This window comes from Corynebacterium tuberculostearicum, from assembly GCF_046097255.1.
GTDB lineage: Bacteria > Actinomycetota > Actinomycetes > Mycobacteriales > Mycobacteriaceae > Corynebacterium > Corynebacterium tuberculostearicum_J.
This window is the reverse complement of the sequence record NZ_CP175770.1, coordinates 2183792-2210132: the sequence shown is the minus strand read 5'-3', so window position 1 is coordinate 2210132 and position 26341 is coordinate 2183792. Positions and strand designations below refer to the sequence as shown.

The 26341-nt window shown below is 59.9% G+C and carries 23 protein-coding genes and 2 pseudogenes; 15 read left to right on the top strand and 10 right to left on the bottom strand.

The window, feature by feature from the left end:
* The first annotated feature begins 70 nt into the window (after window positions 1–70).
* Together rsmA and ACKFRY_RS10505 are read left to right on the top strand one after the other, a co-directional pair.
* Window positions 71–931 (top strand): 16S rRNA (adenine(1518)-N(6)/adenine(1519)-N(6))-dimethyltransferase RsmA, encoded by an 861-nt coding sequence (gene rsmA, locus ACKFRY_RS10510; protein ID WP_316981113.1) that lies wholly within the window; start codon window positions 71–73, stop codon window positions 929–931.
* Window positions 932–1912, top strand: a complete 981-nt coding sequence (locus tag ACKFRY_RS10505; RefSeq protein WP_200435989.1) for a 4-(cytidine 5'-diphospho)-2-C-methyl-D-erythritol kinase — start codon at window positions 932–934, stop codon at window positions 1910–1912. It abuts the gene before it with no gap.
* Here the strand turns inward: ACKFRY_RS10505 and ACKFRY_RS10500 are convergent, their stop codons facing one another.
* Window positions 1913–3244 (bottom strand): hypothetical protein, encoded by a 1332-nt coding sequence (locus tag ACKFRY_RS10500; protein WP_408922822.1) that lies wholly within the window; start codon window positions 3242–3244, stop codon window positions 1913–1915.
* A gap of 92 nt (window positions 3245–3336) precedes the next feature.
* Between ACKFRY_RS10500 and ACKFRY_RS10495 the strand changes: the two genes are divergently transcribed.
* Window positions 3337–5145 (top strand): ABC-F family ATP-binding cassette domain-containing protein, encoded by a 1809-nt coding sequence (locus ACKFRY_RS10495; RefSeq protein WP_408922821.1) that lies wholly within the window; start codon window positions 3337–3339, stop codon window positions 5143–5145.
* Window positions 5112–6845, top strand: coding sequence for an alpha/beta hydrolase (locus ACKFRY_RS10490; RefSeq protein WP_408922820.1), 1734 nt, complete (start codon window positions 5112–5114; stop codon window positions 6843–6845). The genes ACKFRY_RS10495 and ACKFRY_RS10490 overlap by 34 nt, the downstream gene beginning before the upstream one ends.
* Before the next feature lie 7 nt (window positions 6846–6852).
* Here the strand turns inward: ACKFRY_RS10490 and ACKFRY_RS10485 are convergent.
* Window positions 6853–7768: pseudogene (locus tag ACKFRY_RS10485) on the bottom strand (AEC family transporter).
* A gap of 165 nt (window positions 7769–7933) precedes the next feature.
* Here ACKFRY_RS10485 and ACKFRY_RS10480 point away from each other — a divergent pair.
* Both ACKFRY_RS10480 and ACKFRY_RS10475 read left to right on the top strand, forming a co-directional pair.
* A complete protein-coding gene (locus ACKFRY_RS10480) occupies window positions 7934–8524 on the top strand; it encodes a hypothetical protein (protein WP_408922819.1) in 591 nt (196 codons plus the stop codon).
* Window positions 8525–8612: 88 nt separating this feature from the next.
* On the top strand, window positions 8613–8936 hold the full coding sequence (locus tag ACKFRY_RS10475; protein WP_005323747.1) for a putative quinol monooxygenase: 324 nt from the start codon (window positions 8613–8615) through the stop codon (window positions 8934–8936).
* Between the two features lie 188 nt (window positions 8937–9124).
* Here ACKFRY_RS10475 and ACKFRY_RS10470 read toward each other — a convergent pair whose 3' ends face one another.
* Window positions 9125–12877, bottom strand: a complete 3753-nt coding sequence (locus ACKFRY_RS10470) for an acyltransferase family protein (RefSeq protein WP_408922818.1) — start codon at window positions 12875–12877, stop codon at window positions 9125–9127.
* Between the two features lie 120 nt (window positions 12878–12997).
* Window positions 12998–13795, bottom strand: coding sequence for an HAD family hydrolase (locus ACKFRY_RS10465; RefSeq protein ID WP_408922817.1), 798 nt, complete (start codon window positions 13793–13795; stop codon window positions 12998–13000).
* 69 nt (window positions 13796–13864) lie between these two features.
* Here ACKFRY_RS10465 and ACKFRY_RS10460 point away from each other — a divergent pair, with 69 nt between their 5' ends.
* Window positions 13865–14908 carry an enoyl-CoA hydratase/isomerase family protein gene (locus ACKFRY_RS10460; protein WP_408922816.1) on the top strand — a complete coding sequence of 348 codons (1044 nt, stop codon included), beginning with the start codon at window positions 13865–13867 and terminating at the stop codon, window positions 14906–14908.
* On the opposite strand, the gene ACKFRY_RS10455 is transcribed toward ACKFRY_RS10460, so the two are convergent.
* The 3 genes from ACKFRY_RS10455 to ACKFRY_RS10445 are packed head-to-tail and all read right to left on the bottom strand — an operon-like array spanning window position 14885 to window position 19073.
* Window positions 14885–16060: a DUF6882 domain-containing protein gene (locus ACKFRY_RS10455; protein ID WP_408922815.1), complete on the bottom strand. Its 1176-nt coding sequence runs from the start codon at window positions 16058–16060 to the stop codon at window positions 14885–14887. The two genes, ACKFRY_RS10460 and ACKFRY_RS10455, sit on opposite strands and share 24 nt — an antisense overlap.
* A gap of 42 nt (window positions 16061–16102) precedes the next feature.
* A complete protein-coding gene (locus ACKFRY_RS10450) occupies window positions 16103–16702 on the bottom strand; it encodes a TetR/AcrR family transcriptional regulator (RefSeq protein ID WP_408922814.1) in 600 nt (199 codons plus the stop codon).
* Window positions 16695–19073 carry an MMPL family transporter gene (locus tag ACKFRY_RS10445; RefSeq protein WP_408922813.1) on the bottom strand — a complete coding sequence of 793 codons (2379 nt, stop codon included), beginning with the start codon at window positions 19071–19073 and terminating at the stop codon, window positions 16695–16697. Before ACKFRY_RS10445 ends, ACKFRY_RS10450 begins: the two co-directional genes overlap by 8 nt.
* 233 nt (window positions 19074–19306) lie before the next feature.
* Here ACKFRY_RS10445 and ACKFRY_RS10440 point away from each other — a divergent pair, with 233 nt between their 5' ends.
* Entirely contained in the window at window positions 19307–19960 is a 654-nt protein-coding gene (locus tag ACKFRY_RS10440; RefSeq protein ID WP_408922812.1) for a hypothetical protein, read from the top strand.
* On the opposite strand, the gene ACKFRY_RS10435 is transcribed toward ACKFRY_RS10440, so the two are convergent.
* Both ACKFRY_RS10435 and ACKFRY_RS10430 read right to left on the bottom strand, forming a co-directional pair.
* On the bottom strand, window positions 19957–20496 hold the full coding sequence (locus ACKFRY_RS10435) for a gamma carbonic anhydrase family protein (RefSeq protein ID WP_408922811.1): 540 nt from the start codon (window positions 20494–20496) through the stop codon (window positions 19957–19959). The two genes, ACKFRY_RS10440 and ACKFRY_RS10435, sit on opposite strands and share 4 nt — an antisense overlap.
* 19 nt (window positions 20497–20515) lie before the next feature.
* Entirely contained in the window at window positions 20516–20893 is a 378-nt protein-coding gene (locus tag ACKFRY_RS10430; protein ID WP_408922810.1) for a hypothetical protein, read from the bottom strand.
* Window positions 20894–21194: 301 nt separating this feature from the next.
* On the opposite strand from ACKFRY_RS10430, the gene ACKFRY_RS10425 reads away from it, so the two are divergent.
* The 5 genes and pseudogenes from ACKFRY_RS10425 to ACKFRY_RS10405 all read left to right on the top strand — a co-directional run bounded on the left by ACKFRY_RS10425 (window position 21195) and on the right by ACKFRY_RS10405 (window position 23178).
* Window positions 21195–21734 (top strand): hypothetical protein, encoded by a 540-nt coding sequence (locus ACKFRY_RS10425; RefSeq protein WP_250413253.1) that lies wholly within the window; start codon window positions 21195–21197, stop codon window positions 21732–21734.
* An 18-nt stretch (window positions 21735–21752) separates the two neighbouring features.
* Window positions 21753–21902, top strand: a complete 150-nt coding sequence (locus ACKFRY_RS10420) for a hypothetical protein (RefSeq protein WP_005329068.1) — start codon at window positions 21753–21755, stop codon at window positions 21900–21902.
* Between the two features lie 7 nt (window positions 21903–21909).
* The gene (locus ACKFRY_RS10415; protein ID WP_408923429.1) at window positions 21910–22158 is read left to right on the top strand and encodes a homocysteine S-methyltransferase family protein; all 249 of its coding nucleotides are present in this window, start codon (window positions 21910–21912) and stop codon (window positions 22156–22158) included.
* 48 nt (window positions 22159–22206) lie between these two features.
* Window positions 22207–22593: a hypothetical protein gene (locus tag ACKFRY_RS10410; RefSeq protein ID WP_408922809.1), complete on the top strand. Its 387-nt coding sequence runs from the start codon at window positions 22207–22209 to the stop codon at window positions 22591–22593.
* Window positions 22594–22701: 108 nt separating this feature from the next.
* A pseudogene (locus ACKFRY_RS10405) lies at window positions 22702–23178 on the top strand (gluconokinase).
* A gap of 197 nt (window positions 23179–23375) precedes the next feature.
* Here the strand turns inward: ACKFRY_RS10405 and ACKFRY_RS10400 are convergent.
* A complete protein-coding gene (locus tag ACKFRY_RS10400) occupies window positions 23376–23717 on the bottom strand; it encodes a hypothetical protein (RefSeq protein ID WP_408922808.1) in 342 nt (113 codons plus the stop codon).
* 25 nt (window positions 23718–23742) lie between these two features.
* Between ACKFRY_RS10400 and ACKFRY_RS10395 the strand changes: the two genes are divergently transcribed.
* Window positions 23743–24612 carry a patatin family protein gene (locus tag ACKFRY_RS10395; protein ID WP_408922807.1) on the top strand — a complete coding sequence of 290 codons (870 nt, stop codon included), beginning with the start codon at window positions 23743–23745 and terminating at the stop codon, window positions 24610–24612.
* A gap of 152 nt (window positions 24613–24764) precedes the next feature.
* Window positions 24765–26330, top strand: coding sequence for a TrkA C-terminal domain-containing protein (locus tag ACKFRY_RS10390; protein ID WP_408922806.1), 1566 nt, complete (start codon window positions 24765–24767; stop codon window positions 26328–26330).
* Window positions 26331–26341 lie beyond the last annotated feature (11 nt).

The window sequence follows — 26341 nt, the reverse complement described above, 5'->3', positions numbered from 1 at the left end:
CGCAGCGCTTCTTGGCCGCACACCCACTGTGGTGTGCGGCTTTTTTGTCTCTTCTACTAAGTTAGAAGGCATGACTGATTCCACCGGCGCCGCGCTTTTGGGTCCCGTAGAGATCCGCGCCCTCGCGGAGAAGCTCGACATCGTGCCCACCAAGAAGCTGGGGCAGAACTTTCTGCATGACCCGAATACCATCCGGCGCATCGTCGCCGCGGCGGAGTTGGATCCCACGGATCGCGTCCTCGAGGTAGGCCCCGGACTGGGATCGCTGACCCTTGGCCTCGTAGAGGCAGTGGGGGACGTGACCGCGGTAGAGATCGATTCCCGCCTGGCAGCGCAGCTGCCCGATACCGTGGCCGAGCGCGCCCCTGAGTATGCGCAGCGCCTGCGTGTAGTGGAAAAGGACGCGTTGCGCGTGACGGATTCTGACGTCACGGAGCCGACTGCCCTCGTGGCCAACCTGCCGTATAACGTCGCTGTGCCGGTTTTGCTGCACTTGCTGGAGACCTTCCCCTCCATTCGCCGCGTGCTGGTGATGGTCCAGCTGGAGGTGGCGGACCGTCTCGCCGCCCAGCCCGGCAGTAAGGTCTATGGCGTGCCCTCGGTCAAGGCGGGCTTTTACGGCAAGGTCTCCAAGGCCGGCACGATTGGCAAGAACGTCTTTTGGCCGGCGCCCAATATTGAATCCGGGCTGGTGCGCATCGACGTCTTTGAAGATGCTCCTTGGCCGATCACCGATGAGTCGCGGGCTAAGGTCTGGCCGGTTATCGACGCCGCCTTTGCCCAACGCCGCAAGACCCTGCGCGCGGCATTGTCCGGCCACTTTGGTTCGGGTGCCGCCGCTGAGGAGGCCCTGCGAGCGGCGGACATCGATCCGAAGCAGCGCGGCGAGAAGCTCGCCGTGGAGGACTTCGTACGATTGGCAGGAATCTAAATGAGTGCACCGCTAGATAACGAACCATTCGTTTACACCGCCCGCGCTCACTCCAAGGTCAATATCCACCTCGGCGTGGAGGAACCGCGCGAGGATGGGTTCCATGAGCTTGCCAGTGTCTTTCAGTCTTTGGAGCTGCATGACACCGTGACGCTCACGGACTTGGGTAACCCCGAGGTGGATAAGCCGCGCATTCAAGGCTTAAAGGTTACGGGTCCTCATGCACAGGGTGTGCCAGAAGACTACACGAACTTGGCGTGGACTGCGGTAAACCGCATCATGCAGTACCTATACACCACCCGTGGGCCGAAGGCGCTGCCGGAGGTAGCGCTGGAAATCCACAAAGCCATCCCTACCGCCGGAGGCATGGCGGGCGGCTCTGCTGATGCGGCAGCCGCGCTGCGCTTAGCCGAGCGCTGCTATGGCGGCTACTACGGCATCGACTCGGTGGGTGAGCCGATCTTGGACGCGCTGGGCGCGGCGTTGGGCTCGGATGTTCCCTTTACCTTGCTGGGTGGCACCGCGCTCGGAACGGGGCGCGGCGAGCAGCTTACCCCGATGATGGCGCGCGGTACCTACCATTGGGCGCTTATCGCCTCGGACCGCGGGCTCTCTACCCCGCAGGTCTTTCACAAGCTGGATGAGATGCGAGAAAAGGGTCGCGGCGGCGAACCGCACATGGATACCGCGGCGGTATCGCAGGCACTGATCTCGGGCGACCCGCACCGGGTGGCAGAGCACTTGCATAATGACCTGCAGCCGGCGGCGCTTTCCCTGCGCCCGGACCTGCGCAAGACGCTGGAGGCGGGTGTGGCCGCCGGAGCCCTCGCGGGCATCGTCTCCGGTAGTGGTCCGACCTGTGCCTTCCTCTGCGCCGGGGCAGAGGAGGCTAGGGAAGTGGTCTCCCAAGTGACGGTGGAAATTCCCGGAACCAAGGGCGTGGCTACCCATGGACCCGCTAGCGGCGCCGTGGTGCTGTAGCTAGAGCACCGTCATCTCGGTGGGCTCGATGTCGAGGTCGAAGCGGTTGACTTCCTTTTCTTGGAGGAGGTCGATGACCACGAGCTGCTTCTTCTGGGCGTCGGTAATAAAGGCGTAGCCATCGGCAGCCTGCAGGATGGGCCCCGGCTGCTGCCACTCCTTATTTTCTTTCCACTTGGAGATGGCATCGATCTGCGAAGTGATTTCGCCGGAATCTGGGTCGATGATGTTGAGTTTGCCGTCGGTGGTGAGCACCAGCGCCTCGCCCAGCGGGCCGCGGGCCAGGGAGCGGAACCAATAGGAAGCATCGAGCTCAACCTTCTTGGCGGAAAAATCCTTGGTATCCACCAGGGTCACGGAGGTGGGGCGTTCGAGCTCTGCATCCTCTTCGGTCTTATTATCGGCCAGAATGACATCGGATTCCTCCGAACCGGCAGCATTGCCGGAGCGCTGGTAGCCGCCTGCTCCGGCATAGGCGGAAGCGTCCACCTTGTGGAACTTTGTGCCATCGAAGACTACAGGGCCGTCCTCGCAACCGAAGAAGATATTGCCGTTACCAGCGGCGGCCTCGCCGTGCACGCCAGGGCACTTGGTGGTTTCAGTAAGGACCTTGCCCTCCTTATCCAGATGCTGGATGGTGTGGCGCTCGTCCTCGGTCCCCTTGGTGATAATTACCGAGCCATCCTTCAGTGGTACGGCAACGCCGTGGTGTGCGGCCCCCGTATCTACGGTATTGACCGGCTGGGCATCGTCTTTGCCCATGTCTTCGGTCTTGTAAATCCGTGCTACGCCATCGCCATCAGAAAACAGTGCGGTAAAGCCGTCGTGGTGGACCACGTGGCCTGCATGCGGGGCCTTGATAGGGGCGTCGCCATGCGAGGGCTCTGCGGTGTAGTAGTGGTTGTGATCGCCGTGGCCCTTGGTAATGCGCCCAGTGTCGTAGGTAAGAAAGCTATCGCCTTTGGTGACCATGACATGGCGATTATCGCCGGCATCGTTGAGACGAAGGAAGGCATTCATCTTGTCCTCGCCGATTACTTTGCCCGTTTTGGCGTCATAAGCGTTCAAGCCGTCTGCATGGGAGATAACGATGCGGGTGGGCAGCTGGGCTACCTCGGTTTCTCCCTCTTCGGCTTCAAAGCCTTCGTGCGAGTGCCCGGCGTGGTCATGGCCGTGCTCGTGGTCATGCTCATGGTCGTGGTCATCCTCATTGTGCGCGTGCTCGTGGGAGTGCAGAGAGTCCTTTTCTTCCTCGGTAGGAGCAGAGCAGGAAGCGATGGCTACCGCCGCAGCGGATAGCACGGCGCAGAGAGAAAGTGTGTAGTGCTTCATACATAGGCACACTATTGGACGTGAAAATCAATAGCAATAGTTTGGAGAAATGCGGGGGTATGTGCAGGGAGGTATTAAGATGGACACTTGTTATGGCAAACCTGATTAACCTCGAGCAAGTCAGCAAAACTTATGGATTAAAAACCCCGCTAGACGGGGTATCCCTAGGTGTGCAAAGCGGCGATCGCATCGGCATCGTCGGCGTTAATGGCGGTGGCAAAACCACCCTGCTGGAGGTACTCACAGGCATCGAGCCGCCCGACGCCGGCCGCGTATCCCATACTTCTGATTTGCGCATGGCTGTGGTCACGCAGCGCTTTGACCTGCCCGATGAGCTGACCATCGCGCAAGTGATTATTGAGCCGCTGGAATTGGAGACCTATGAGTGGGCCTCCAATGCCAAGGTGCGCGATGTCTTAGGCGGGCTGGGCATTGTAGATCTTGGGCTCGATACTCCGGTGGGTTCGCTCTCCGGTGGCGAGCGTCGCCGCGTGAACCTGGCCGCCGCGCTGGTGCAGGATTTGGACCTCGTGGTGCTCGACGAGCCGACCAACCACCTCGACGTGGAAGGCGTGCAGTGGCTCGCGGACCACCTGCTCAAGCGCAACCTGGCCGTGGTCGTGGTCACCCACGATCGCTGGTTCCTCGATACCGTGGCCACGTGGACCTGGGAGGTACACGATGGCGTGGTCGATACCTACGAGGGTGGCTACAACGATTGGACCTTTGCCCGCGCCGAGCGTGCCCGCCAGGCCGATGCCATGGAACAGCGCCGCAAAAACCTCGCCCGCAAGGAGCTGGCTTGGCTGCGCCGCGGCGCACCGGCGCGTACCTCCAAGCCGCGCTACCGCATTGAGGCCGCCGAGGCGCTGATCTCTGACGTACCGGAGCCGCGCAATAAGGTCGAGCTCATGGCCTTTTCCAAGCAGCGCCAAGGCCGCGTGGTCATCGAACTTGAGGATGCCACGGTCAAGTCCCCGGACGGTCGCACCTTGGTAGATCACCTCACCTGGCGCCTAGCCCCTGGCGAGCGCATCGGTTTGGTGGGCGTTAATGGCTCCGGCAAGACCACTTTGCTACGCACCTTGGCCGGCGAGTACGAGCTGGCGGCGGGCAAACGCATCGAGGGCCAAACCGTGCGCCTCGGTTGGCTGCGCCAGGAACTCGATGACCTAGATCCGGAGCGCCGGCTTATCGACGCCGTCGAGGACGTCGCCACCTACGTTCAGCTCGGCAAAAAGGAGCTTTCCGCCTCCCAGCTGGCCGAGCGCCTAGGATTTTCCGCCAAGCGTCAGCGCACCCCGGTAGGCGACCTTTCTGGTGGCGAGCGCCGCCGCTTGCAGCTCACCCGCGTACTGATGGCCGAGCCCAATGTATTGCTGCTGGACGAGCCCACCAACGATCTCGATATCGATACCCTGCAGGAACTGGAGTCCCTCCTGGACTCCTGGCCGGGCACCCTGGTGGTCATTTCGCACGATCGCTACCTCATTGAGCGCATCGCGGATAATACCTACGCGCTCTTTGGCGATGGCAAGCTCACCAACCTTCCCGGCGGCATCGACGAGTACCTGCGCAAGCGCGCCGCACTTGAGGCCCAGCAGAGCTCCGGAGTGCTCAACCTGGGAGAAAAGAAGACAGACAACGCTGCACCGAAACCAGAAAAGAAGCTTTCGTCCCAGCAAGAGCGCGAAATCACCAAGAAGATGAACGCGCTCGAGCGCAAGATGCAGAAGCTGGAAAAGGCGGCCGCGCAGATCAATGAGAAGATGGCCACCGCCGCGGAAAAGGTTGATACCCAGGCCTTGACCGAACTGGACGGAGAACTAAAGGAAAACCGCAGCGCCTACGAGGAATTGGAGATGGAATGGCTGGAGTTGGGGGAGAAGCTCGAAGGGTAGAAGCCCGCATCGCCGATATTGTCAGCCACCTCGACCTGTGGGGCATTATCGGCGCCGCAGCGCTATTTACCCTGGGGCTTACCCCATCCATTCTGCCGCGCGATTGGCTCTACCAAGGGCTCGTTTCCGGCATTGCCGCAGGGCTCGGCTATACGCTGGGCATCGCCCTCAAGCTCGTGTGGTACCGGCTGGTGGTGCGCTATGTGGCGCCCCGGCATGCCTGGCTTGATGCCACCACGTGGCCAGCTCGGCGCTACCGCCTAGCCTCCCGCATCGCCACCGCCGCTTTTGTGGTGTGGATGATAGGCTTCGCGATCTTTGCCGTGCGGTGGCAACGCCAACTCGCAGACACCCTGTCCGCACCGGCACCCACCATTGCCAGCTACGTGCTGGTGGTTCCGTTGGCGCTTGCGGTATTTACCGCCTTCCTTTTCATCCTGCGCGTGCTGCGCTTTTGCGTGCGCTGGCTTTCTAGTCACTTCCCCCAGCGCTTCCGCGCCGCCTACCGCGTTGTGGGCGCGGTAATCATCGTGGCCTTGGTGGGCACCTATACCGTGGAAAACCTCATCCCCGGCGCCATTGTGGGCGTGGGCGAGAGGATCTTTACCGCCCAAAACGCCGAGCCTGATCCCGCAACGCAGCGTCCCACGTCTGCTGAGCGCAGTGGCTCCCCAGACTCCCGCGTGGACTGGAATGGGGTGGGGCTGCAGGGCTCGCGTTTCCTCTCCTCCGGTGCGCACCGCGCGGAATTGGAAGAGGTAACCGGAAAGCCCGCTAAAGAACCCATTCGCGCCTATGCCGGCCTGGGCAATCGCGCCTCCAATGAGGAGCGAGCGCAGCTGCTTATCGACGAACTCGAGCGCACCCATGCCCAAGACCGCAAGGCCCTGCTTCTCATTATGACCACCGGAACGGGATGGGTGTCGTCCTATTCCGCCCAGGCCTTCGAGCTGCTCTACGGCGGCGACACCGCCATCGCGGCCGCCCAATACTCCGCCATGCCCTCAGCCCTGCATTTCCTGTCCGGCGGTGGTCAGGTAGAGCGCGCCGGGCAGGAGTTCATCAATCCCATCGTGGACTGGTGGAACGGACTGCCGGAGGAGAAGCGCCCGAAGCTCTACCTGTACGGCGAATCCTTGGGCACCACGGGCATTGAAGCGGCCTTTTCCGGGGTGCGCGATATCGCCAATTCCGTCGACGGCATCCTATTGACGGGGCCGCCGCACTTTAATCGCTTGCGTACCCAGTTTGTGGAGCGCCGCGACCCTGGCTCCTCTGAGATTTCCCCTGAATACGCCGGCGGCCTCGTCGTGCGCTTTGCCAACGATGACGCGCAGGTGCGCCAATGGGGCACGGTCCCAGAAGAGGAGTGGGGACGCACCCGCATGCTCTATATCCAACACCCCTCGGACCCGGTGGCCTGGTGGTCGCCACAGATGGCCTTTAAGGAGCCGGATTGGATGCGCGAGCGGACCCCGTATTCTGCCGAGCGCGTGATGCAGTGGATACCCATCATCTCCTCCCTCCAAGTAGCCGCCGATCTGCCCGGCGCAAAGGAGGTACCCGATGGACACGGTCATAACTACGGGGCATCGGTACTCGACGGCTTTGCCGCCATCGCTGGTCCAGACGTGGCAGGAGCTATCGATCCAGATGAGCTGCAGCGCGAATTTGCCGCGCTCGACGTCGGGATCTACTGAGCGCTCCTTAGCCAAACAGGGCAGCGATGGCCAGCATCGCAGGAAGCGACAGGAATGTAGTGAGAAAGACCGTATCTCGAGCCACGGTTTCTCCTACCTCATAGGTAGCGGCATAGTTATACACATTCTGCGCCGTGGGCAACGCCGCCAAAATCAACGCCGCGTATAGCTCCGCGCCATTAAGGCCCAGCGCTGCACCCACGGCCAGCGCGACAGCGGGCATGCCCACCAACTTCAATATCGTCGCGGTAATGGTGGGCAGACGGTCCTCCTCCAACAGCCCGTCGCCCTTTAACGAGGCACCAAAGCTCATCAGGATCATAGGAATGGAAGCGCCACCCAGAATCTCCAGCGGCTTCATCACCACATCCGGTACCTGCCACTGCGCCGCGGAGACAATAAATCCCGCCACCGCAGCTAACACCACCGGCGCGGTAACCCCCGAGACCACGGAGCTCCATATCGATCGCAGGCTCGTGCCCTGCGCATTAAGCCCTGCAATGATAAAAGGGGAGAGCACCGCCATCTGGAGAACCAATGCCGGGATGACGTAGGTGGCATCACCGATGACATAGGTGGCAATGGGCAGGCCAATATTGACCGAGTTGTAGTAGCTCGCCGCCGCGGCACCCGCCATGGTTTCGGCGCCGCTGCGTGGAAAGAGTAGCCGGCTGCACAGCCAGTACACGGCCATGGTGGCGACGGACGCGGCGGCAATGACGGCCACCACGGGGGGACGCAAACGCGGAGGTATCGGATGTAGCCACGCTGGAAAAGATGAGCGCCGGCGTGACCGCCCAGAAGGCCGTGCGATTGAATTGCAAGCGCGCCTCGCCCTTGCCAATGACACCCCTGTGGGCCAGTACAAACCCGACGCCGATGACTACGAAAATGATCGCAAACCCGGTCAATACGTCCAGCAACAGTCAACAACCTTTCGCAGTACTCCAAAAATGCGCGGTGAGGATATTGTCCCACCATCCGTATTTCTCCAAGAACACAGGCACCATAACAAAGTGGTATCGAATTTCCTGCGCAGCCCGGAAACTCCTTCCAGACTGCCGGCCACTTATGGCACGGTGGAGGGCATGAAGCTTTCTCACCGTGCCACCGTAACCGCCCTGTCCACCGCTCTTGTCATTACTGCTACTTCCACCATGGCCTCTGCTCAGCCGGCCTTGCCGCCGCAGATTCAGCAGGCTTCTTCGCAGGCTCAGCAGCTTTCTTCTGATCCTTTCGCCGCTGTCAAGGATTTCCGCCTCACCTTGCCACCGCAGGCTTATGAGCTGGCCGAGAAGTACAATATCTCGCTGCCAGAATTCCTGGCCAAGCCGGTGGGCCACGCGCCCAAGGTGGCTGGTGAGTTGGGGGCCGCCACCACCGCCCACCTTGAGAAGGCTGGGCACCGCAAGGACGCCCGCGCGACCGCCATCGCCCAAGAATGGGCCAACCAGGGTGCCGCCGGCAAGCTTGACTACAAGGGCGGGGTAGCCCACGGCCTGAATCACAAGGACGAAGGCCAAGGTTCCGTTCACCGCCTCACCGAGCAGCAAGCACAAGACCGCCTGAACTGGTTCAACCGCGATGTTCCAGTCAATGCTGGTTCCCCGCACGGCTTCGGCGTAGCAACTGCTTATGACGGAACCTACATCTACGTTGCGGAGTTCTTCCTCAACTAAACCGCTTTTCCCTAGCCCCGATTTCACCGCATTCGTGGTCTTAATCTGCGACGATGACGAAGCTACACGGTGCCGGTAGAATCGGGGCATGATTTTGATCAACGTACAGTTCCACGTCAAGCCCGAATACGCAGAAACCTTCCTCGATGAAATCAATTGGTACACCGAGGCCTGCAATGCAGAGCCGGGCTGCATCGACTTCAAGTGGTTCCGCGATCCGGAAGATCGTCAGCGCTTCCTGCTGCTGGAGTCCTACGCAGATGGAAAGGACGTAGAGCACGTCCAGAGCGAGCACTTCCAGCGCTCCTGCGAGGAATTCCCGAAGTACCTCGTGGAAACTCCGGACATCATTAACGTTCACATCGAAGGCCGCACCGGCTGGGACAAGATGGGCGAATTCTCCGTCGACTAATCCCAACGAATAAAGCTCGCCCTCTACTGCGATGTAGAGGGCGAGCTTTTTCTATGCCTAGGCGCACCCGCGCCCTTCGCGCTCACTGCGGATGATGCTGCTAGCGGAGCACACACCTTCCGGTGAGCGCGAAGGGAGGGGAGGGAGCTAAGCGCTTTCCGACGCCCCTCCTCGCGCCCGCCTGCGCTCTATTGCGGCACGCACTGCGAAGACACGGTCTTGTCGCCATTCGAGTACTGCTTTAGAGCATCGTAGAAGGCATCCGAGTACTCGCCAGCGCGTTCCGGAATCGGGTGAACACCATCGGAATAGAGGATTGCGGGGTCGCTCTGTGCATGTCCGCACCAGTCCGCGACATATACGTTGTCGTATTCCTTGGCTGCGTCGAGGACATCCTGTTGGGACTGGGCCATCCATTCGCGGTCACCATAGGGGACAGCCATGACAACGGTGTGGTCTTCGCCGATGATGTCTAGAGCTTCCTTGATCTGGTCCGGGAAGGCAGGGCCGTTAGTACCAAACCCGAGGAAGACGGTATCGCGCAGCTGGCCGGAATCCTTGAGCTGCTGCAGAATCTGGATACCCGCAGTGTAGTGGCGGGATACATCTGCATCGACGTAAATCTGCGGGAAGCGCTGCTTGAGGGCGCCACTAGAACCCAGCATCACGGAGTCGCCGACAGCGGTGATGTCTTTGCCCTGCGGCATCGGGCGGGTCTTCTTATCCTTCGCGGCAGCCTTATCGTCGTTGTCCTCAGCAGGCGGCTGTGGGGCAGCATCATTCGGCTGCGCCGGGGCATTATTGCTGCTCTGGTTCTGCTGCTGGAGCTGCTCCAGCTGCTGCTCCAACTCGGTCTTATCGCTGGAATTAACAACGCCGTAGACCACGCCGGCTACAGAGGCAATGACCAAGAACGGAACTACTGGCCACATGGTCTTGCCAAAGCCATCGCGCAATTCGCTAAATCCTGGGCGGGAGGACCAGTAGGTCTTCCACGTCTTCTTATAGCCGCCGCGGCGGAAAGGATTCTCAATGAACTGATAGGAAATCTCGGACAGAAGCAGTGAAATAGGCACGGCTACAAGGCCCAGGATCCAGGATTTATCGGAGTTCTGGTTGCCCTCGAAAAGCGCCTTGAGCATCATGATGACCGGCCAGTGCCAGAGATACAGCGAGAAGGATCGCTGGCCAAACCAGCGCATGACCTTGGTCCTAAAGAGCGGGGTCATCGGGCCGTATTCGCGAACCACGCCCCACACCATCAGGACACCAAGCACGCTGGTGAGGAAGAGCCCACCCCGGTAGGTGATCTCCGCGTCATCCGGCATGAGGAATAGCTGGGCACCGTAGCCGATGAGCGCCAAAGTGCCGATGATTCCGGCGATGCGCGATTCGGCTTTGCCTGCCGCCGCCCACGAGTCCGCCTGTGGATCGGACTTGGTAGAAGTCATCAGCAAAGACAGCACGGCGCCAGTGAGCAGGCCGAAAGCATGGGTATCGGTGCCGTAGTAGACGCGCGTCGGGTCTTCACCCGGCACGTAAAGAAGCGCCATGGCCACGGCGGAACCGATAGCTAAGACTGCGGCTACGAGGATGGGAAGCCGGCGCGGCTTACGGCGAGAAATCAGGAAAACGCCAGTGATAAGAAGCGGCCAGATGACATAGAACTGCTCCTCCACGGCCAACGACCAATAGTGGGCAAAGACCTGAATCTCATTGTCCGCAAAGTAGGACTGGGAGGTGGCGATCTGGGTCCAGTTATTGACAAAGAACAGAGTTCCCAAGAACTGCTGGCGCAAGCCGACCGCGAGGTCCCCGCCTATCCATGCCACCAAAGCGGTACACATGACCAAGACGGATACTGCGGCCGGTAGGATGCGTCGGAATCGGCGCACCCAGAAGTCCTTCAGGCTGATTGTGCCGGAGGTGCGGAATTCGCGCACCAGCAACGAGGTGATGAGGAATCCAGAAAGGACGAAGAAGAGGTCAACGCCCAAGTAACCACCGGGAAGCAGGGAAGGGAAGAAGTGGTACAACACCACGGCAATAACCGCGAGGCCGCGCAGTCCATCCAGCCCCTTGACCTGGCGCAGGCGGGCGTGGCGCTTCTTCTTAACGACCTTGCTCTCAGGCGGCGTAGCCAGCGCTTCAGGGTCCTTGGCCTGCTTTTGTAGCGGATACTTAGACTTAGTATCTACCTGCGTTGCCGAGGCCTTCTGTGATGCTGGCTTCTGCGCAGCTTGTTGTGGCTGGCTCGGTGCGGCCTTTTCCTGTGGCTTTTCAGGGGCTGGATGTTGCTCCTTCGACGGCTGTGCCTTCTCCCGCTTTTTCTCTGCGGCAGCAGCGGCAGCGGCTGAACCCGCTCCGGCTGCTACAGCGCCTGTAGCAGCGGACTTTCCCTTCTGCGCAGGCGGCGTCTTTGGAGCTGCTTGAGGCTCGGCCTTGTTTGGCTGGGGCTGTTCAGTCTGCTGCTTTGCCTTGGGCTTTTGGGCAGCTCGCGACGGCTTTTGCTGCGCTGCGGAAGGAGTGCCCACCTGTTGTGATTTGCGGGCCAATCCGCGACTGATATCGGAGGGCTTAACCTGCGGGCGGCGCCCGGTTACCTTCTTGGCCTCGTTCTGAGGCGTTGCCTCCTTTGCCTTCGGCTGCGGCTGTTGTTTCTGTGCCTGTTGCTTGGGCTTTTCGTCCTTAGAGGAGGCGCCCTGCTGCGATTTCGGCTGGACTACCTTGTTTTCATTGTCGGCAGTCTTGTTCTGCGTCGACCGAGCTTTCTGCTGAGAAGCATCGGCTGCAGTCTTTGGCGCAGCCACCTTCGGCTTGGGGGCAGTGGTGCCCTTCTTCGGCTTTGGAGCGCTAGGCGTCGAGGCCTGTGGGCCAGCCTTTTGCTTTGCAGTTTCAGGAGTACGCGCTGAGCCTTGGCCTTTGGACGGTTGCGAGGGCTTAGGCGGCTGCGCATTTTTCTTCGGCGCAGGTTGCGGCTGTGGTTGCTTCTTTGCCGAGTTTGCCGGTACGCGCTTGGGAGAGTCAGGCTTCTGCGCTTGCTGCTGGCCGGTGGCCGGCTTCGAATTAGCCGGCTGGGATTTCTGCGGCTTGGCCGGTTGCGGGGAAGCCTTCTTCGCGCTGGAAGAAGAGGATGGCTTGGGCGTCTGCTTCGGCTTCTGGGCGGTGGGGTGAGCCTGCTGTGCGGGCTTTACCGCGTCTTTCTGAGAGGGTTGGGTGACAGGCTTCGCGGCCGGCTTCGGGGAATTACTGCGGGCAGAAGGAGTCTTTGGGGAGGACTTAGACGGGGTAGTGCTAAAGCTTGCGCCGCGGCGCGGTTGCTGAACCGGTTCGTGCGCTTTGCGCTGTGGCTTCTTGGCCTGAGCGGGCGAGTCTGGTTGCTTTTTAACAGCTGCTTTGGGGGAGGATTCTGCCTTGTTTTGTTGTGCGGCGGTTGGCTTAGCGGAAGATTCTTGGGCTGCAGGCTTGGCTTTCGGCGCCTTGGCGGCAGGCGATGGCGAGGTCGACTTAGGCTGCTGCGGCTTTGCGGGAGTGGCCTTGCTTGCCTGTGGTTTTTCAGTGCTGGGGCGAGTGGTGCCCTTAGCTGCGGGCTTGACGGCAGGCTTCGCATCCTTAGGCTTCGCAGTAGCAGGCTTGGATTCGGAAGCCTGTGCAGCCTTCGCCGGGGTGGGCTTGCGCGCGGGTGCCTGCTTAGCCTGGTTCTTGGACTCGCTGTCCTTAGCGGTGCGGTCCTGGGGCTTGCCCTTCGGCTCGGTGGATTGTGCACCCGTGGTGGATTCAGTGTTGGCTGATTTCTGGGGCGCAGAATCCTTTTTATTAGGGGTCTGGGGCGCACTGGTAGAGCCAGCTTTGGGCTGTACTGGCTGATAGACCGGTGTGCGTGGTTCGTTCGAACGCCCAGGTTTCTTCTTCCCCAGCAGTGAGCGCAAAATTTGCTTCACAAAAACTCCCAAAGCACTACGTATATTTTCTAAACGGACTATTTTAGCCTGCGCACCAGCACTTCTCCCCATGCGGGGGAGTTATGGTGCGGCGCGCGGGGCGGAGGCGAAAATTCGAGTCTAGGACTCTTCGCTGTCAAAAAGCTGACGCAGAACTGTCATGACCCCATATTCGGTATTGGGTGGGGCGATGCGATCGGCGATTTCCTTCAACTTTGGGTGCGCATTTTCCATGGCGATAGCGGTGCCCGCCTCGCGGAGGAGCTCGTAGTCATTGAGGAAATCGCCAAAGGCGGCGGTGCGAGACATGGGGACCGAAAGGAGCTCGGCCATGGTGTGTAGTGCTACGCCCTTGTTGACTCCAGCGGCCATGACATCGAGCCATACGGCACCAGAGATGGCGATATTGTGTTCCGGGACGGCCGCAAGAAGGGGCTGGTGGAGGTGCTTTTCGCTGCCGTCGGCACAGTAAGCGGCGATTTTGATGATGTCTGCATCCAGTAGCGCATCGAGGTCATCTACCCATTCCACTGACCTGTAGTACTTGGCAATTTCAGCACGGGCCTGTTCATTGGCGCCTTTGTGTACATAGGCGGTATCCGGCGTGCATAGCACTACGGTATGCGGGGTCTCAACGAAATGAAGTGCGGCCATGGCGGCGCGCACGGCTGCGCTGGGCAGGGTAGTGGCGCTAATGACGCGATTGTCATGGACGACCACGGATCCGTTTTCGGCGATGAAGGTGTCTTCGTGCGGAAACATCTCTTGCAGGGTGGCGAGCTGGCGGCCCGAGGCGGGTACTAGGGTGACGCCGAGCTGGTGGGCACGGGTGCTGATCGCGGCGAAATCTGGTGGAAGCTGGCCGTTGCCGTCCAGTAGGGTGCCGTCCATATCCAGGGCGATGAGCTGTGGGAGCAAAATTCCGAACCTAACTGTGAATTAGCTGATGGTGGATAGGTGCATGCGTTCTGTGTCACACTAGGGGTTATGACTAATACTGCACCTATCGTTTCCTCAATCCGTAACCATACCGGAGTCATTGAGCTCAACCGCCCCAAGGCTCTCAATTCCCTCACCCCGGAAATGATCCACCTCATTGCGGAGTCGTTGGCGCAGTGGCGCGACAATGATGAGGTGGAACAGGTGCTGTTTACCTCGACTAGTCCCAAGGCATATTGCGCCGGCGGCGATGTTCGCTACGCCCGCGAAGGGGTCAAGGAGGGCAAGGTGGATGAGGTCGATGCTTTCTTCGCCACCGAATACACGTTGAACGGTGATATCGCGGAGTATCCCAAGCCCATCGTGGCGCTCATCGATGGCATCGCTATGGGCGGCGGTCTCGGCATTTCTGCCCATGGGTCCCACCGCGTGGTTACGGAGAAAACCTTTGCCTCCATGCCAGAGATGAATATTGGCTACGTCACGGACGTAGGCATGGCCTATGCCGCCCAGCGTGCGGTGGGAACGCGAGGGAAGGCCTCGGCCGAGTTTGCAAAGTTCTGGGGGATTACCGGCTACCGCATGTATGCCGCAGACCTTCTGTGGAGCGGGCTGGCCACCCACTATGTGGCGGACGGCGAGGCCTTTGCTAGTGCGGTTATCGAGCATGGACTAGCCACGGCGCTAGCCCAGCACGCCACCGCACCTAGCGGCGAGGCCCCCTTGGCCGAGCTTATCGACGCCATCGAGGACGCCTTTTCCCACAACACCTGGCAAGACATTTCTGCGGCCCTAGAAAAGTACCCAGAACTGAAGCAACAGGTAGAAAAGCTGACCGCGCAGGCGTGCCCGACCTCCATCGTGGCGGCCATGGAGCTATTCCACGCCGAGCAGGAGTGCAGCAGCATCCGCGAGGCCCTAGATATGGAGACCAACCTGGGCGCTTATATGTACCGGCGTGGGGACTTTGCCGAGGGCGTGCGAGCGATCTTGGTGGATAAAACCAATGATGCGGCATTTGAGCCTGCCGCGCTTGCCGACGTCGACGTGGACGCCCTCCGCAGCGCCCTACACCTCCACCCCGCGAAATGATCCATAAGCGGCGCGGGCGCGATCGGCGTTGATCCATGAAGGAGGGGGAACCGCCAAAGTAGCGTCGGTGGCGGCTGGGGTCGGCTCCGGAAGGTGCAGCTGTGGGGCGTCGAGCAGGACGAGGCCCACGCGGGCGTCGGCAAGCGTAGTGCCCGCCAGCGTCCAGATCCCCAAAATGGGCAAAGCTAGGTGCGGTAGCTGGTGCTCGCGCGCCAGCTGAAGCGGAAGGTGCGGGCGCACCAATTCAGGCACGGCCTCGTCGATGCCGAAGCGCGCTAGGTTTCCTGCCAACCGCGCCGCCGTGGTGTCCTTGAGCTGCGGATCTGCCCAAGCCCACGTGAATTCCTCGTCCGAAATGGTCGCGATAAGCACCGCATTGGCCGTCATCTGCCCGCCACGATAGGACACCGTGGCGGTGGCCTTATCCACATCGAGTTCTACCGTGGCATCTGGGAAGCTGCCTTGGAAAAACATTTGGTTTTCGGTGCTTAAGTAAAAAGCATCCTCTAGGACGCGCGCGGCCGCTAAGCCAGGGGTGATGCCGGAAATCTTGTGTACTTCGGGGCTTGCCTGCTCAAAACGCACTGTGGTGCCATCAGAAAAATGCAGGTAGGGCTCTTCCTCGGTGGACTCCATGTCCAGGTAGCGGGCGAGTGCGAGGGTCGGCCCCTTCTCGTCCGCTTCCGCGCTGCTGTGCTGGAGACCCCGCAGCAAGGTCTGGCGAAAGTCCAGGTAAGGGTGGAAATCTACCGCAACAATGGCCACGTGCTCGCCCTGCTGGGCGCGCAGTACCGGCATGGTGCCCACGATGAGGGAGGCATAAGCAACCATTCGGTCAATGTCTGCGGTGGCCGTACTTGACTGCGGAAGGTCAGCAAAGTGCTCGGTCGCAGCGGTAGTCCAGTGCCAGGTGCCTGCGGCGATGACGGCGAGACGCACGCCACGGAAATCAGAAACGTGCCGCGCGGAACTTATCCTCGCCTCCACTAGCTGATCGGTGACAAAGTTGTCTTTATCGTCAGTGGAGGGGCCGAGGAAATTAAATTCCACGTCGGTCGCCTCCCCGATGCGGTCTTGAAATGCGGCATTAACGCCCGCTTGAATGAAGCGGGTGTTTTGCGCGGTGCTCGATATAGGGGCTTTCTTATCCATAACTATTGCCGAGCATACGGATTAAAGCGCCCATTAGGCTAGCTAGTCGATGGCGCGCACGGTGGCAAAGGCTGTGCGAACTATCTCATGCTTTGTGTGAGCGTCCAGTGATTCTTCGGCTTGGGAGCGGCGGTGGATTTCTTTCATGCTCATCGCACTGGCACCCGCACACGCTTGGAGAATGACCGCGATCTCAAAGCGCGACTTATCTGGGACGCGTTGGTGGAAAGCTTCCAAAACTTGGTCAGCTACGATTTGGAATTGTTGGCGCTCTTTCGAGGTATGGCTCAAGTTTTCTAAAGCCTCGCCAATGGTGAAAAGAGAGGTAAAAGAATGTAGCTCTTTGCCCTCGTTTTCGGTGGCATCGAGCGTTACCTGTTCGAGGAATTCAGAAATGGATGAATTAGGAAAGACAGTGGGAACTTCCTTGGAAAACTTGGCAAGCACATCGGTGCTAAAGGACAGTAGCGCATCAGCCACCGAGGAGAAGTAGTTGTGAAAAGTGCGCGGGGAGACCCCGACGGCCGCGGTGATGCCGGAGACCGTAGCGGCTTCGGCGCCGCCGTCGAGGACGAGGCGCGCTGCCGCATCGGCCATGACCTGACGCGTAGCTCGCTTCTTTTCTTCGCGCAGACTAGCCACGGTGTGTCTCGCCTACCTTTTCTCGCTGGGCGCGCAGGAGGTCCTCGCGGTCAGAGTGCAAGGCCTCGCCTTCGATGTCCATGTTTGGCGTGATCTTATCCAACCAGCGCGGGAACCACCAGGCCTTCTTATCCAGCACAAACATGGTGGCTGGGATGATCATCATGCGGACCACGAAGGCATCGATAAGCACGCCCGCAGCCAGGGCAAAGCCCATGGTCTTAATGAATGGCTCGTCCATCAAGATGAAGGCGGCAAAGACGGAAATCATAATGAGGGCCGCGGCCGTGACCACGCGGGCGCCGTGCTTAAAGCCATTCGAGGTGGCGTTGCCGGCCGTCTTGCCATTGACAAAGCCCTCGCGCATGCGGGTGACCAAGAAGACCTGGTAGTCCATAGCCAGGCCGAAGGTCAGGCCGATGAGCATGATGGGCAGGAAGGAAAGCAGCGGCTGTGGGTCGTCGACGATGCCGAACATGCCTTCTTGCCAAATGGCCACGGTGATGCCGAAGGTGGCGGCCATCGAAAGTGCGAATCCAGCAGCAGCGATGAGCGGTACCCAGATGGAGCGGAAGACCAGCATCAAGACGATGAAAGCCAGGCCCAGCACGATGGCTACGTATGGGATAAGCACGTTATTGAGGCGCTCAGAAATGTCATCGAAGATCGGGGTGATACCGGTAATGCCGTAGGAACCGCCGGTCTTTTCAAACTCACCCTGGTAATCGCGCAGGTGGTTGAGGGTCTCGGTGGTCTCTTCGTCGGTCGCGCCGGTGGTGGGCGTAATCATGATCTGCGCAGCATCACCGTTGTCAGTGGTCTGCACGATCTGGGCGTTTTCTACGCCGTCATTGCCATTGATTTCCTGCAGGAGGTCTTGGAAGGCCGGCATGCGGTCCTGCTCGGGAACGTCGGCCACATCAACGAACGCGATCATCGGCGCATTGCGGCCAGGACCAAAGGCGTCTGCCGTGATTTCATAAGCTTCGCGCTGCGGGGTGCCGGGCTTTGCGGTGCCATCGGTAGGCATGGCCAGGCGCAGCTGGGCAAAAGGTACAGCCAGGATGCCTAGCAAGACGACGCCCGCGATAAGGTGCAGCCACGGGTGGGCACGCACGCGGCGTACCCAGCGCAGGCCCATGGTGGGCTTTTCGTCCTCTGGGTCTGGAACCTTGGGGCCAGGCACGCGGCCGGCGAAGATCTTGATGCCCAAAAGTCCCAGCAGGGCGGGAATGAAAGTATTGGCAACCAATACGGCGATGATCACTGTTGCCGCGGCGGCGATGGCCATGGTGCCCAGGAATGGAATGCCGATAATGGTCAGCGCGGCCAAGGCGATGACAACGGTGGTGCCGGCGAAGACAACGGAACCGCCCGCGGTGCCCAGCGCCATGCCCATGGCGTGGGCACGGGTGGCCTTATCCATCTTCTTGAGCTCTTGGGCCAGTTCCTTTGGCGAAAGATCGTTGAGGCCAGAGGAGGTGATGAGCTCGTTGCGGAAGCGGTTGACAATAAACAGCGCGTAATCGATGCCGACGGCCAGGCCAATCATGGAAGCCAACGTTGGGGTCATATCGGAGACGGTATCCGTAAAGACCGTGGATACCTGTACGCCGAGGATGCCGATGCCCACGCCAATGATGGCGGAAATTAGCGGCATGCCAGCGGCCACGAAGGAACCGAAGGTAATCAGCAACACGATTGCGGCGACGATGAGGCCGATAATCTCGGCGCTGCCACCCATCTCTTGGCCCGCGGAGCTAAAGGCGTTGCCCTGGTACTTCACGGTGAGATCGCCCTCGTCGTATTTGTTGAGGACGTCCGTGACCTTGGTCATGTCCTCTTCTGGGATATCCATGACGCTGTCCGCATCGAAGTTGATGGTGACGGTGCCGGTGGACTTATCCTCGCTCAGAGGGGAGAGCTGCTGCAGGTTCTTTTGAATCTGCTCGTCTGGCATGTGCTGGGCCTTCATCTTTTCGCCCATTTGCTTTTCCATGCCGGCTGCAGCCATCACCGGGCTGACCAGTTTGTCCTGGTCCTTGAGTGCGCCAGTGTCTTTGAGCTCGTTAAGGAGGTCATCTACCTTGCCGGCTACCTGTTTATCGGTGAGGGTTTTGCCCTCCGGTGCTTGGATGACCACCGTGCCTTCGGGAGCACTCATAGCATCGGTGTCTTGGCCGAAGCGCTCCATCATCTTGTCTTGGGTGGTGGTGGAGTCCATCTCCGGCATGGAGAAATTAGGGTTCGGGGACTTGGCAAAGCCGGCGGTAAGTCCCGCCATGGCCACCAAGACGATGAGCCAAAAGGCGAGGAATGGCCACACCTTGCGGTAGGACCAGCTACCTAGCCGGTAGAGGAATTTAGACATAAAATGTGCTTTCTTGTGCAGTATGCGTGCAATACTCTGCGCGCGGGTGACAGTGAATATGGAATCCGCGGGGAGAAGTCTGCACCCCGTGCGAAACATTGCATAGTGTACGCAAAATTGCGGAATGTGTGCAAAGATCTGTGCGGTGGACCATAGGAAGCTGCTCGTGAGATATACGGCTTGTGCCCTCGGGCGTATCGGCGATGGCGGTATGGGGCGGTAGACTGACCGGCATGCTCCACGCCGTTAGTTTTGCCCTCTTGGATTCCGTCAATGCGCTACTCATTGGCATCCTCGTGGCCATTGGTATCATCTTGCCCCGCGGCAAGTATCGACGCATTGCTGCATTGGTGGTGGTAGGAGATTGGATTGGCGTTCTCGCCGCGGCGGCCGTGGTGATGTTTGTTTTGCTAGGGGTAAAAGACCAGATCGAGGCCATCTTAAACTCGCCTGTTGCCGGCTGGGTACTTGTCGCAGTCGGCATCGCGGTAGGGTTCGGTGCGTGGCGCTCTCAAGGCCAGCCCAATGCCTTAGTCAATCGGCTGCTAGAGCCGCTGCGCACGCCGTCACCGATTACCGCACTCATCGGCTTCGTAATGGGTGTGGTGCAATCGCTGACCTCGGTGCCGTTTTATTACGGGCTCATGCACTTGGCTACCGAAAATATCGCTCCGGCCGCTCAGTACGGCGGCTTGGTATGGTACGCCAGCCTGGCTTTGTCCCTGCCCACCATCTGTGGTCTTTTTATTGCGGTGGTGCGCGCCCATCCCAAATCGGCCGCCGGCCGTCTTTTTGCCGCGGCGCGCGCCAATAGCACCCAGGTGGCGCTCTTTGGCGGCTACCTCGTGGCGGTCTTCCTCATCCTCATGGGCGTGCTTTCCCTTTAATCAAAGGTGACCTCATCCAGGCTCAACGCCACATCGGATTGGTTGCGAGCGCACTCCACGTACCGGGCAGCATGCGGAATGAAGGCTTGCGATTCCTCTGGGCCGAGCTCGCGGCGCACCTTGGCTGGCACACCTGCGGCAAGGCTCCGTGGCGGGATTTCGGTGCCTTCTAGCACCACGGCGCCGGCAGCAATAAGCGAGCCCGCACCGATAGTGCAGCGCGAGAGCAGCGAAGAGGACATACCCACCAGGGAACCGGCCTCCACATGCGCGGCATGGACCATCGCCATGTGTCCTACCGTGACATCATCTTCTAGTACGCACGGCGTGTCCTCTTCTACGTGGAAGACGCAATTGTCCTGAATATTGCACCTAGCACCAATGCGAATCGCGCCCACGTCGCCGCGCAGCACGCTGCCATAAAAGACGGAGGAATCCGGGCCGATTTCTACATCGCCAATGATGATGGCAGTGGGTGCAATCCACGCACTGCGGTGGATGCGCGGCTTCTTCCCAGCACAAGGCAAAAGCAGCATGTCAGTCCTTTCAAGGAAACTATTCCACCACCACGGCTACGGCGGAGGAAAGCTCGTAGTCGCCGGGGTAGGGGAGGTTGTCTACGAGGGCGTCGGCAAGCGCGGGCGTTATCGGAATGACCCAGCCGCGCCGGGGATCTTTGATGGGCAAGGCATCTTTTTTCGCGGCGGGAAAATGCACCGTCGTGGTGGGGGAGGCCAATGTGGCTGACTCGCGGGCGCGGGCTACCTCGCAGAGCACTTCCGCGCCGGGCTGATTAGTGACCACAATGATAAGCGGGCCGGCGGTGTGGATTTCCAGTTTTTCTACCCGCGCGGTAGGGGCGGTGAAATCGGGGTGAGCTAAGCGCGGGGGCTGCGCGCCGGTAAGTCGGGCGAGGGCGTCTTTTAATCCCATAAGTCCTTAGTCTAACCTGACTTAGGTCATGGGCGGGTGAGTAACGTCACTCTTGACACTGTTACCTGGTGGTTTTGTTTGTGGGGTGGGATTTTTCCGCACTAAGTGGGTAGTTCCGGGGTGTTCAGTAGTCTGATTTTGGTGAGTCCTTATATTCGCACCGTCAAGACCGCCTCAGGAGCGATAGCGGTGCACGTGGTGTTCTCTGAACGCAAAAGTGCGAAAAGAATGAAGCATATCGGCTCAGCGCATTCAGAGTCTGAGCTTGTGCTTTTGCGGGCTGAGGCTCAACGCATCGTCGATGGTGACCAACTCGCAATGGACTTCGGCGAGGTTACACACCCCACCGGCAACAGGCAGTGTTTCCAACCCGCTGCCGGTAGCCGGTCAGCGGGTTGGATACTTGCTGGACTGTATTGATGCGTGTTTCAACGAGTTAGGCCTTGCAGCAGCAAGCGGCGATGATCCGGTGCTTCGTGTTCTGGTGCGTGCCCGGAACATCCATCCCAGCTCAAAGCTGGATTCCATCGAGACTCTTGCCGAGGTTGGCATCACCAGCGCAAGCTACCGCACCATCCAGAGGCGTCTTTCCTCCTTCGCCACCGAATCGTTCGGGGAGATACAAACCCAAGCGTTGGCCCATCATGCAGGTATTGGGCCAAGCGCATTTATCTTGTACGACGTGACCATCTTGTACTTTGAAGCCGATACTCCTGATGAGCTTCGCAAACCCCTATTTTCCAAAGAACGCCGTGTGGAGCCACAAAACCTTGTCGGGCTGCTTACTGATGCCACCGGGTTTCCACTGCATGTGGGTGCGTTTGCTGGCAACTCGACATAAACCCACACGATGCTACTGATGATCACACGGTTCCAAGATGCCTACCAGCTCGACGAGGTTACCGTCGTTGCTGATGCGGGCATGGTTTCAGCGGCGAACAAGCAAGCACTCATCGATGCAGGTCTGCACTACATTTTGTCGGTGAAACCTCCACCGTGCCTGAGGTGATTGAAACCTGGCGGCGGGAAAACCCGGTGAAGACTACGCCCACGGCCAGATCTGGACACAAGACTCGGCTGGGGACAACGGCGCCCATGATTGGCGGCCAGCCCCCGTTGGCGCGGCGAGCCTGGCTGAGGCCGTAACGGATCTCGTGGCTGCCGGTGCTAGCCTGCTGGGCGGGTGCTGCCGCGTGGGGTCCACTGAGATACGCCAGCTGCGCGCTTCCATCCTTCGCGCAACAAGCGGTTCCTCTGGACAATAGCGAAGGAATACCAGGACAACCCCAATGCATGGGGGATACAATATTGCTATGAAAAAGTCTTCTTTCCTCGCAGCATGCGCTGCGTTCCTCGTCGCATCTCTGTCCGTACCCGCCGCCAACGCCGAGTTGACCCAGATTGAGCGGGACCAATTCCGTACCGACCCCGTTGGCGCGATTGCCTGGCAGGCCATCAAGGGCTCTTCCGAGTATGTGCGTGCCGATGGTGACACCATGATGGCCGCGTCCTTCTTCTCCATGACTTCGCCGGGCGACGACATCGGCCTGCCGGCCTTGCAGAACTGCGCCGAGCGGGTCGGCTCCTCTGCTCCGGTGGGTGGCGTGCGCTACGTGGCGGCTGCCCTGTGCGCGACCTTTGACCCGACCACACGCGGCGAGGTGCAGCGCGCGAACCTCATGTACGCGCCGCTGGGTTAAACCGCGCTTTATCGAGCCGCACGGTGGTTGCGTCATGTTGCGTTGAATAGCGCTGCGTCAGGCAGTGCGCAGCGCGTACGATTTGGTGGAATGCTGCAAGGAGGGATGATGCGCAAGCACGTGGTGATCAAGGGAGTCTCGAGCTGCGGTAAGTCCATGGTCGAGGAGTTGCTGGCGCAGCGCACCGGCCTGCCTTTTCGGGATGGGGACGATATGCATCCGGCGGCGAACATCTAGAAGACGGCCTCGGTGCAGGCCCTTGACGACGCCGACCGCAAGCCCTGGCTCGAGTCCTTAGGCCGCTTTCTCGCGGACTAGGACGCCGGTGCCATTGTGGGCTGCTCCGCGCTCAAGCGCTCCTACCGCGACATCATCGATACGATCTTTGTGGGCCTGCACGGCTCTTATGAGCTGCTCAAGGAGCGCATGAGTCAGCGCTCTGGGCACTTCATGCCGGTCGTCCTTCTGGACTCGCAATTCGAGACACTCGAGGAACTGCAGCCGGGGGAAGCGGGCACCGTGCTGGATGTCAGCGAGGCCCCAGAGGAACTTGCCGCCGCGGCGGCCGAATACTTACGGGGTTAGCTGGCGCTTCCCGACTTAGGTCATGTGTGGGTGAGTAACGTTTCTCTTGACACTGCTACCTGGTGGTATTTGGCGGTGGGGTGGGATTGTTCCGCACTAAAATGGCCTAAGTCAGGCGGAATCGGGGCGCGCCAGGCGCGGGGACTGCGCGCCGGTCAGCCGGGCAAGTGCATCTTTTAATCCCATGGGAGCCCAGTCTAGTGAGCTCTCACGGTGATGGTGCGGCAGCGCTCCAGGTCGAAATAGGCACGTTGGCCGGTGGCGGCAACGCGCTCGCGGGCCACGGCCTCATCGTGGGTTACGGCCGTGGCGAGGAAGACGAGTGGACCATCGGGCTGGCGCCATGTGCCGAGATACCGCGCGCCGTGTTCCTTGGCTAAGGCCAAGGCCTTGCTCACCGCGGCTGGGGTAGGCTCCGTCACCCGCAGGAGCGCCTTTCCGGTGGGGTTATAGGCGAACCCGGTGCGGGGTTGCTGGCCGGTTTCGATATCGAAGGTGCCTTCTTCGTCCGCGAGCAATTGCCGGAAAATGCGTTTCATTGGGCCCAGCGTAGTATGGGGCACCATGATTGACGCCAGCAACACCGCACTCGTTATTGAAGGCGGCGGCATGCGCAATTCCTATACGGCCGCCTGTATGGTCAAACTCATCGAAGAGGGCGTGGACTTTGGCTGGGTAGGCGGCGTCTCTGCCGGGGCATCGCACACCGTTAATTACTTGTCGCGCGATGCCCGCCGCGCCGAAGAGTCTTTTACGGACTTTGCTAAAAACCCTAGCTTCGGTGGCGTGGGTTCGCTGGTGCGTGGCACCGGGTATTTCAATGCCGAGTACATCTATGAGCGCGCAGCAGACAGGGATTTGCCCTTTGATTGGCAGTCCTACTGCGAGCATCCGGCCGATATGGTGCTTGCTGCAGCGCGCGCCGATACCGGCGAGTCTGTTTACTGGACTCGCCAGGACATCCACACCCCGGAAGATCTCTTCGTGCGCGTGCGCGCTTCTTCCACGCTGCCACTGATTATGCCGATGCGATTTATCGACGGCGCGCCGTACGTGGACGGTGCTTTGGGCTCTTCCGGTGGCATTACTATTGCGCAAGCAGAAGAGGCCGGATACGAAAGGTTCCTGTTTATTGGTACTAAGCCGCGCGGGTATGTGCGCCCGGAGGTCGCGCGCCCAGCCTTCGTCCGCCGCATCTTCCGCAGGTACCCCGCTATTGCCGACGCCCTTATAGCCCGCCCTGCCCTCTATAACGCAGCCAAAGATCGGCTTTTGGAGTTGGAGCGCCAAGGGAAGGCGCAATTATTTTTCCCGGAAGATATGCAGGTGGCCTCCACCGAACGCAACGTACACAAGCTGCGGGCGAACTATCAGGCAGGGAAAGCCCAGACCTACACGGAGTGGCCACGGTGGAAGGAATTCCTCCTCGATTAGTTCACTATGGGCGTTAGCTGTGAGATGTGCCGCTGCTGGGGGTGGGTGGCCCCGGACGAAAAGGGTCTAAGCAGTAGCGATGCCATTGGTGGTCGTTAAAGAATGTGCCTTTCACGTGGAACTTTGGGGGGAAATGCCTAAAATATTCCAGCGTGTTAGCAATTTTTGATGGAAATATATGGCTGAGCATCTTTTTCATAGTGCTGCTCGGCACGCTATTTGGCATGATCCCCTTCGGTCCGCTGCGCTTTGGCGCGGCAGGCACGCTGTTTGTGGGCTTGGCCTTCGGCTCCTTTATTGACCTAGATAAAGACATCTTAAGCTCCCTGCAAGAGCTGGGCTTGGGACTCTTTATTTATATGCAAGGCCTGTCCGCCGGTGAGCGCTTCTTCAAGGGCTTTTCCAAGCAGATGAAGCACATGCTCACGGCGGCCATTGCGATTGTGGTGGCCGCGGGCGCAGCCATCCTCTTTGGTGGCATGCTGGGGCTGGATACCTTGGCTTCCGTTGGTGTATTTGCCGGCGCCACGACCTCGACGCCGTCGCTGGCAGTTGCCCAGCAACAAACCGGTGAAGAGCTACCCGCCGTGGGCTACTCGCTGGGCTATCCCGTGGGCGTGGCGGTGGCCATTTTGGTCGTGGCATTCCTGCTCAAGCAGAATTGGCCCGCCAAGCACGATAAGGACAATTCTGCCTCCAAGATCTTCCGCTCCCGCACCATTCGCGTTACCAAAGACGTGAACTACGATGATTTGGAAGAACAGTTCAAGGATCACTTTGTTATCGCTACCATTCGCCGCGGTAATAAGGTCCGGGTTGCCGGCGATCGCCCCGATTTGCACAAGGGCGATATCCTGCGCGTTATGGTCACCAAGGCTAAGGCCCGTGAACTGACACAGATGTTGGGCAAGCGCCAGCCGCAAACTCCGTTCGTGGATAAGCGCCTGGTCATCGAAACCGTGGCTATTTCTAACCAAGATATTGCCGGCCGTACCGTTGAGGAGCTCAACCTGTTCTCCCGCTATGGCGGTCGCATCGTGCGCGTGCAGCGCGGCGATGAGGAATTCTTGGCCAATAATGAAACCCACTTGGCTTCCGGCGATACCCTCGAGCTCATTGTGAAGTTTGACCGCTTGGGCGATATCCAGGATTACTTCGGCGACTCCATTAAGTCCTACTCCGAGCTGAACTGGGTGGCCTTGGGCGGTGGCCTGTTCTTGGGGTACCTGCTGGGCCAGGTTGTGGTTCCGATGCCGGGTGGCGCATCCTTCGAGCTGGGCTTCGCGCTCGGCCCGCTGATTACCGGTCTTATCCTCGGTGCGCTGCACCGCACCCGCCGCATTCCATGGCAGGTGCCGGCTTCCATTAATACCGCCTTCCAGCAGTGGGGCCTCGTCATCTTCTTGGCGTCTGTGGGCCTCTCATCCGGCGAGGCGTTCTTGTCCACCGCCTTCTCCTGGATGGGTCTGAAGTGCATGATCCTCGCCGCCATTGTCACCGTGGTGGTTTCGGTCCTATTCGCTGTAGCGAATCGCTTCATGGGGCAGTCCGAAACCCGTACCTCTGGCGGACTCTCTGGCATCTTCGCTCAGCCGGCCGTGGTCAATTACGCCACGGGGCTGAGCTCCGACTCGCGCATCATGACCGGTTATGCGGCCACCATTGTGGTGGGGCAGGTGGTCAAGATTGCCGTTGTCCCTGTGATGTTGATGGTTTAACACGCAACGGA

Bases quoted from the DNA above. Each gene is read 5' to 3' on its own strand.
- rsmA (WP_316981113.1), top strand. From the start codon at position 71: ATGACTGATTCCACCGGCGCCGCGCTTTTGGGTCCCGTAGAGATCCGC.
- ACKFRY_RS10505 (WP_200435989.1), top strand. From the start codon at position 932: ATGAGTGCACCGCTAGATAACGAACCATTCGTTTACACCGCCCGCGCT.
- ACKFRY_RS10500 (WP_408922822.1), bottom strand. From the start codon at position 3,244: ATGAAGCACTACACACTTTCTCTCTGCGCCGTGCTATCCGCTGCGGCG.
- ACKFRY_RS10495 (WP_408922821.1), top strand. From the start codon at position 3,337: ATGGCAAACCTGATTAACCTCGAGCAAGTCAGCAAAACTTATGGATTA.
- ACKFRY_RS10490 (WP_408922820.1), top strand. From the start codon at position 5,112: ATGGCTGGAGTTGGGGGAGAAGCTCGAAGGGTAGAAGCCCGCATCGCC.
- ACKFRY_RS10480 (WP_408922819.1), top strand. From the start codon at position 7,934: ATGAAGCTTTCTCACCGTGCCACCGTAACCGCCCTGTCCACCGCTCTT.
- ACKFRY_RS10475 (WP_005323747.1), top strand. From the start codon at position 8,613: ATGATTTTGATCAACGTACAGTTCCACGTCAAGCCCGAATACGCAGAA.
- ACKFRY_RS10460 (WP_408922816.1), top strand. From the start codon at position 13,865: ATGACTAATACTGCACCTATCGTTTCCTCAATCCGTAACCATACCGGA.
- ACKFRY_RS10455 (WP_408922815.1), bottom strand. From the start codon at position 16,060: ATGGATAAGAAAGCCCCTATATCGAGCACCGCGCAAAACACCCGCTTC.
- ACKFRY_RS10445 (WP_408922813.1), bottom strand. From the start codon at position 19,073: ATGTCTAAATTCCTCTACCGGCTAGGTAGCTGGTCCTACCGCAAGGTG.
- ACKFRY_RS10440 (WP_408922812.1), top strand. From the start codon at position 19,307: ATGCTCCACGCCGTTAGTTTTGCCCTCTTGGATTCCGTCAATGCGCTA.
- ACKFRY_RS10435 (WP_408922811.1), bottom strand. From the start codon at position 20,496: ATGCTGCTTTTGCCTTGTGCTGGGAAGAAGCCGCGCATCCACCGCAGT.
- ACKFRY_RS10430 (WP_408922810.1), bottom strand. From the start codon at position 20,893: ATGGGATTAAAAGACGCCCTCGCCCGACTTACCGGCGCGCAGCCCCCG.
- ACKFRY_RS10425 (WP_250413253.1), top strand. From the start codon at position 21,195: ATGGTGACCAACTCGCAATGGACTTCGGCGAGGTTACACACCCCACCG.
- ACKFRY_RS10420 (WP_005329068.1), top strand. From the start codon at position 21,753: ATGATCACACGGTTCCAAGATGCCTACCAGCTCGACGAGGTTACCGTC.
- ACKFRY_RS10410 (WP_408922809.1), top strand. From the start codon at position 22,207: ATGAAAAAGTCTTCTTTCCTCGCAGCATGCGCTGCGTTCCTCGTCGCA.
- ACKFRY_RS10400 (WP_408922808.1), bottom strand. From the start codon at position 23,717: ATGAAACGCATTTTCCGGCAATTGCTCGCGGACGAAGAAGGCACCTTC.
- ACKFRY_RS10395 (WP_408922807.1), top strand. From the start codon at position 23,743: ATGATTGACGCCAGCAACACCGCACTCGTTATTGAAGGCGGCGGCATG.